This window comes from Candidatus Desulfolinea nitratireducens, assembly GCF_982879505.1.
The window spans coordinates 11,326-17,163 of the sequence record NZ_CEYOSI010000061.1 but is presented as its reverse complement, the minus strand read 5'-3'; the positions used below and the strand labels follow the sequence as shown (position 1 = coordinate 17,163).

Below are 5,838 nucleotides of genomic sequence, written 5' to 3'. Positions count from 1 at the left end.
TGAGTGTCAGCATCAACGCTATGAATATTTTTCTTTAGCCTTTCAGCCACAGCAAGGAGCAGTTGATCACCAATGCCATGTCCAAGGCTATCGTTTACGACTTTAAAATCATCAATATCCAGGAATAGCACCGCAAAATCCACCGCCTTCCTTTGCCTGGATTGGGCAATTGACTGGTTGAGGCTGTCGAGAAATAACTTGCGATTCGGCAGACCTGTAAGAGCGTCATGATGGGAATTATGCAACAGATCGGTTTGGATTTGATTCCGTTGAATTGACATTGCAACCTGATTGCTGATTGCTAAAACCAATTGAAGATCACGGTTGTAGAAATTGGTTGAAGATCCGATGGACTTTCTGGCAAAGATCAGAGCGACAACTTCGTCATCGATAATAACCGGCACAAGTAGTAGTGGGGCTTTGGATTGAACCGTTACTGAATTCTCTTCACTGTCAGGGAATTCATCATGATTATTTGAAAACAAAGTTGCAGTTTTATTATCAAATGCCTTTTGTGCAATTGAGGATGGGATCCCCTTTTCAGTCAACTTCTCAAATTGGTTTGCCATTATTATCTGGCAATCTTCAGCTGTAATTACACCTTTGATCAATTCTGAAATTTCAGATAAAGCTATTTCCAAATCCGAAATATTTACCAGTCGCTGCCCAACATCGTACAGAAGATGGCCATAATGATCATTGGATTCTAATATCAGTTCAGTTGTTACCTTATTTCTTAAATGGTTGGTGTATGGTCTGTAATGCGATAATGACCCAGATTGGATTATTGTGAAAAGACATATCCCAAAACGAATCCGGTCATCATGATGCAAAGGTTGATCTCTATTTATTCGATTTCCATTGACAAAGGTACCATTAGTGCTGTCGAAGTCTTGAATAGAAACTTTATTAATTATTGGATCATACTCAATTTTGGCGTGATAGCTTGATGCAGTATCGTCATGCAAAACAATGGTATTATCAGCTTCCCGTCCAATGGTATTTTGGCCCGGTTCTATACTATATTTTTGGAGATCATTATTGGTTGACCGGGTTATTAAAAGCCATTCGATCTTGCCAGTATTTTCTGCCATATAGGTGCCACGCTCAATCCAAGATTCAAGAAGGAATTATCTAACTGGATATCAATTTTTCAATAAACAGTAATGTGGATATTATTTTTTCAGAATGTCAAATCACCGATATAAAACCACAATCGTTGGAGTATTCCCGGTTCTAAATGACACATAATCATCCACGCCATTTGAATAATTCCCGGCCGTCAGATACGCACGGATCTGGATAATGTCCATGTTATTTTTCATCTGATCACTTACATGGTTGGTAATATTGATTGCCTTTGGAGAACAATTATTGAAAGAGACCGCAATCTCACTACCCTGAAAATAACCCACACCTTCCTTACCATAATCACCGACATCCACCCCCCCCAGATCGACCAATTCAAACCCCAGGTCTCCATATGAGAAGGGTGATCCACTCATTGTGCAAATGCCAGGTAAAAACATCGCAGATAATACCGTTGCAGATGAAGGAAGCCCATGCATTTCAAATGTCCAGAACCCCTCACAGTTGTAGGTATCACCCACATCGCCAATAATGGAAGGTGTATCTCCATTATCTACAGGTGTCGGGCCCTCCGGACAAAGGCTTCCACTAGCAGCAGTATCCAGAACTGCCGAAAAATTTCTTTCTGCCAAAATCGTTGGTTGAGGTGAGGGAGGCAACGATGAGACTGGCAAAACCAAATCTGATGCGGCAAGTTCAGTAGGCGCAGGGGATTCGGGTGCCTTCTGAGAGAAGGCTAATCCCGCTCCAGTAAGTAGTAAAAAGGCAATAAAAAGGTTGACTATACGCATGTCGATGATCTCCAGTATTGATTGCTATGCAATGTCCAAAAACCAGCCGAAGCAGATATTGGGGTCGATGGGTAGCAATTCCTGTTATCACAGGCTCTTCCAAAATCGGGTAATAATTATGCTAATTGAGTTAGAAATATCGTTTCTTTCTTCTCTCTACCTCAATCAAACAACTGGCTAGCTACTGGCAACTGAGATGGTTTCGGTCATCAACTCCTCGAAAACCGGTTCGTTGCGAATAAAATCAAAATCCGAATCACTTTGGATCTGCTCAAAAGTCGTTTGCTCCATTCGCAGCGCTGTCCGCAACAACTCTACTGAACGGATCACGCTGCCTCGTATGGCTTCATAACAGGCTTGATTGTAGGCTTTTTCAAATTCCATGACTGGCGCAACAAATTCAAGATGCTCGTCTGCTTTTTCGTCCATCTCTAAATGACGGTAGCAACTGGCCAGGGAGCAATGGGCAAATACATTATTTTCATCAATTGCCACAACCTCTTCCAGCACTTTGGCGGCATCTTCGAACTTTTGTTGAGAGATATAGAGTTGACCCAATTGATAATGGTAATCATCCATATTTGGAGCCAGTTCTATTGCCCGCAAATAGGCCTCGATCGCATTTTCATCCTCACCCAGATGAGCATAGTGGTTCCCGAGTCTGCTCCAGGCTTTATCATTATTTGGATTGACTTCTGTTACCCGTTTAAAGGTGATGATTCGATTGCGGACCTGCTCATCGGTCAACGGCTGTTGGGGATCGCTAAAATCATTTGTTTGAGGCATTGTCAGGGTCGGCAAAGATTCGTCAATATCGTCAAGCACATCTTCTGAACTCTGCTCCGGGATATCTTCCTCATCCGGAACGGACTCAACCTCGGTTTGGGATTCGGCAAAATGAGTTTGCTGATCGTCTTCGACAGATGAGGCATCATCTACCGCTTCTTCAATTGATGATGAGGGAGCAGGCGTCACAGCCAGAGTGGCTGTAACGCTCTCCTCCACCTCAGTAGCAACTTCTGCCAAAGCTGCTGAACTTTCTGATTTGACCAATTGATCTTCAAGGTCGGGTTCATCTCCTTCAGGTCCATCAATGTCAGGCTCAACTAATGCCGGTACTTCTGATCCAGGTACATCTATTTCAAACTTTTGTGGGCTGCTATTCTCAATGACTTCTTTCAACAACGCACGGATTATTTTTTCTGTTTTTCGTACGGAAAGGTCTTCATCCAAAATGCGCTGCAAAACCATTTTCTGCGCAGTTTCATCCTGCAACAGGAATAGGGCTCGAGCATGTTCTTCGTTAATGCGACCTGCATCCAGTGTCCGCCGAATTTTCTCGGGTAATTCCAACAGGCGTAGCAAATTACTGACCACAGTGCTGCTTTTGCCTATCCGCACGGCAATCTGATCGGGGGATAATCCAAATTCCTCTTCCAATTGAGCATAGCCATCTGCCTGCTCAAGTGAGGAAAGATTCTGACGCTGCACATTTTCGATCAGGGCCAGCTCAAGGCGTTGCTGTTCATCAGCATCACGGATGATCGCCGGGACTGTGCTCAGTCCAACTTGCCGGGCTGCTTCCAATCGTCGCTCACCAGAAATGAGGATATACCGATCCGGGTCTTCACCAGGGGCAATGATCAGCGGCTGAATAATGCCGTATAGACGGATCGACTCGACCAGGTCTTTGACATCCACATGCAAACGGGGCTGTGCAGGATTAGCATGGATCTGCTCAATATTGATCTGGAAGAGCCCCATTGTCCTGGGCGGAGAATCTGCTGAAATAACGCGGGCAGATTCCTCGTCTACGTGCGCCGTCTGATTTCCATCAAGGAGCGATGCGCTCATTTCAATTCTGGCTGTTTTTGGACCCACTACAGGCCAGGCGTTCATGACCGAAACAGGGGTCGGAGTGGCTTTCCCATTTTGAGGAGGTAAATCTTTCTTGGGAGAATCACTCCCAGATGATTCATCCTGCTCAGCTGCTATCTCGGCAGCCTTTTGATAGGCCTGTAAAGCATTCTCATGGTCTTGCAATTGAGAATATATTTCGCTAAGGTGATACCAAAGAGCAGCCTTATCCTTGCCATGAGAGTCGAGCTTGAGGGCTTCTTTGTATACTGAAACCGCTTTGATCAACTCACCTTCCTGGACATAGGTCAACGCCAGGTTCTGCATCGCGGTACTGAAATCACCACCAAGCTCTATGGCTCGTTGATATGCCTTTGATGCCAGGTCGTAAGCACCTGCGTTGAAATGAAGAGTGCCGATCTCATTCCAGATGATGTGTTCACTCATGAGAATCTCTCTTTCTATAGGCTAAGACGATGGTGTGTGCAACAAACCGTAGCGTGTCCAGTTTTTTACTGTCGTTTTTTCAGTATCCAACTCGTCGGCCTTGCGAAAGGCTTGCTCTGCTTGTTCATATTCATCGAGGGCTCTAAAAGTGTTCCCAAGATTATTCCAGGATACAACCTTTGAGGCATTATCATCGAGCATATTAATGCTCTTGAGATATAACTCGGCTGCCTTCAGATATTCGCCATCGCGGACGTGCAACAAAGCAAGATTATTGAAAGCCAGGCCAAAGTTTGCGTCCAATTCAATCGCCTTTTTATAGGCAAGGTACGCACCTTCGAAAACACCTGCTGTGTAGAAGACATTTCCCAGCTCGCCCCAAATTGTGGCGGTTCCCATGTTGATTTCCTTATCATTGCTTTTATGACCATTGCCGTTTCCATTGTGGCCGTGATCGGCAATCATTTCATCGGTTGGCAGGAAAGCAGGGGTTTCTTCTTGATGATCCTCTTGAGAAATGAGGTCATCATCGTCTTCATTGTCAAGCTCTTCATCATCGAGCTCATCCAGAAGGATTTCTTCCTCGTCCTCTTCAATCTCATCTTCCAAAGCCAGCGAGGGAGTCTCTTCGATCACATCATCTATCAGATCATCTTCGTCAAGAGCCATTTCCTGTGAAATCGCATCCATCAGGTCATCGACATTGACATCCAGATCATCATCTTCAATAGAATTGAAAACCGGGATCAGATCTTTGACAATCGCCAGGGGCACAGAGGGAATATCATCATCCATTGCTTCTTGCCTTTCAACAGCGGCCTCAACCACCAGCTCATCTTGAGCGACAGCTTCAACTTCCGCTTCAGGCTCATCCAAAGATTCTGGACCGACCTCTGCTTCACCTACAGGTTCATCCTGAGCAACGGTTTCAACTTCTTCTTCGGGCTCATCCAAAGATTCTGCGAGGGCTTCGGCAATTTTCTCAACCGCATCGGCAACATCTTCTATGGCATCGGCAACTTCTTCCACTGCCTCAGCGACATCCTCTGCGGCTTCAGCTACATCTTCTGCAGCCTCAGCAATTTCTTCTATAGCTTCATCTTCCTCTGTTTCGGCAACCGGCTCAGCTTGAGCTACGGCTTCGACTGCTGCTTCGGGTACATCCACAGATTCTGCTTCAGCATCACCCTCGTCTGGTTCCAGAGCCTGACTTTCAACCACAGAAATCAACCCGGCAATCACTTCTGCCTGGTCAACGTATTCAGGGATAGCAATCGGTGCATCTTCAAACGCCGCAGACTTTTTAGCGAAAGCTTTATCACTGAGTTTCTCCACTGTTTTCTCAAGCCAGGTCGCAAAATCACTTTTTGCAGAAGCTTCTTCTGTTTCAACTTCTTTTACAGCTTCAGCAACTTCTTTTACAGCTTCAGCAACTTCTTCTACAGCTTCAGCAACTTCTTCTACAGCTTCGGCAACTTCTTCAACAGCCTCGGCAACTTCTTCAACAGCCTCAGCAACTTCTTCAACAGCTTCAGCAATTTCTTCAGTGGCTTCAACCATTTTAGCTACTTCTTCAACGGCCTCAGCAACATCTTCCACGGCTTCAACCATTTTAGCTACTTCTTCAACGGCCTCAGCAACATCTTCCACGGCT

The 5,838-nt window shown here is 45.2% G+C and carries 4 protein-coding genes; all 4 read right to left on the bottom strand.

From position 1 onward, the window contains the following. Positions 1-1,094: FHA domain-containing protein (locus AC3DOM_RS07345; protein WP_487918386.1), on the bottom strand; the 1,094-nt coding region annotated here is incomplete at its 3' end. A 102-nt stretch (positions 1,095-1,196) separates the two neighbouring features. Beyond that, positions 1,197-1,880 carry a hypothetical protein gene (locus AC3DOM_RS07340; RefSeq protein WP_487918385.1) on the bottom strand — a complete coding sequence of 228 codons (684 nt, stop codon included), beginning with the start codon at positions 1,878-1,880 and terminating at the stop codon, positions 1,197-1,199. Positions 1,881-2,057: 177 nt separating this feature from the next. Beyond that, positions 2,058-4,184 carry a ParB/RepB/Spo0J family partition protein gene (locus AC3DOM_RS07335; RefSeq protein ID WP_487918384.1) on the bottom strand — a complete coding sequence of 709 codons (2,127 nt, stop codon included), beginning with the start codon at positions 4,182-4,184 and terminating at the stop codon, positions 2,058-2,060. 21 nt (positions 4,185-4,205) lie between these two features. Continuing rightward, on the bottom strand, positions 4,206-5,838 hold a 1,633-nt coding region (locus tag AC3DOM_RS07330), incomplete at its 5' end, for a tetratricopeptide repeat protein (RefSeq protein ID WP_487918383.1).

Coding starts and splice junctions, on each gene's coding strand:
- AC3DOM_RS07335 (WP_487918384.1), bottom strand. CDS start 4,184: ATGAGTGAACACATCATCTGGAATGAGATCGGCACTCTTCATTTCAAC.
- AC3DOM_RS07340 (WP_487918385.1), bottom strand. CDS start 1,880: ATGCGTATAGTCAACCTTTTTATTGCCTTTTTACTACTTACTGGAGCG.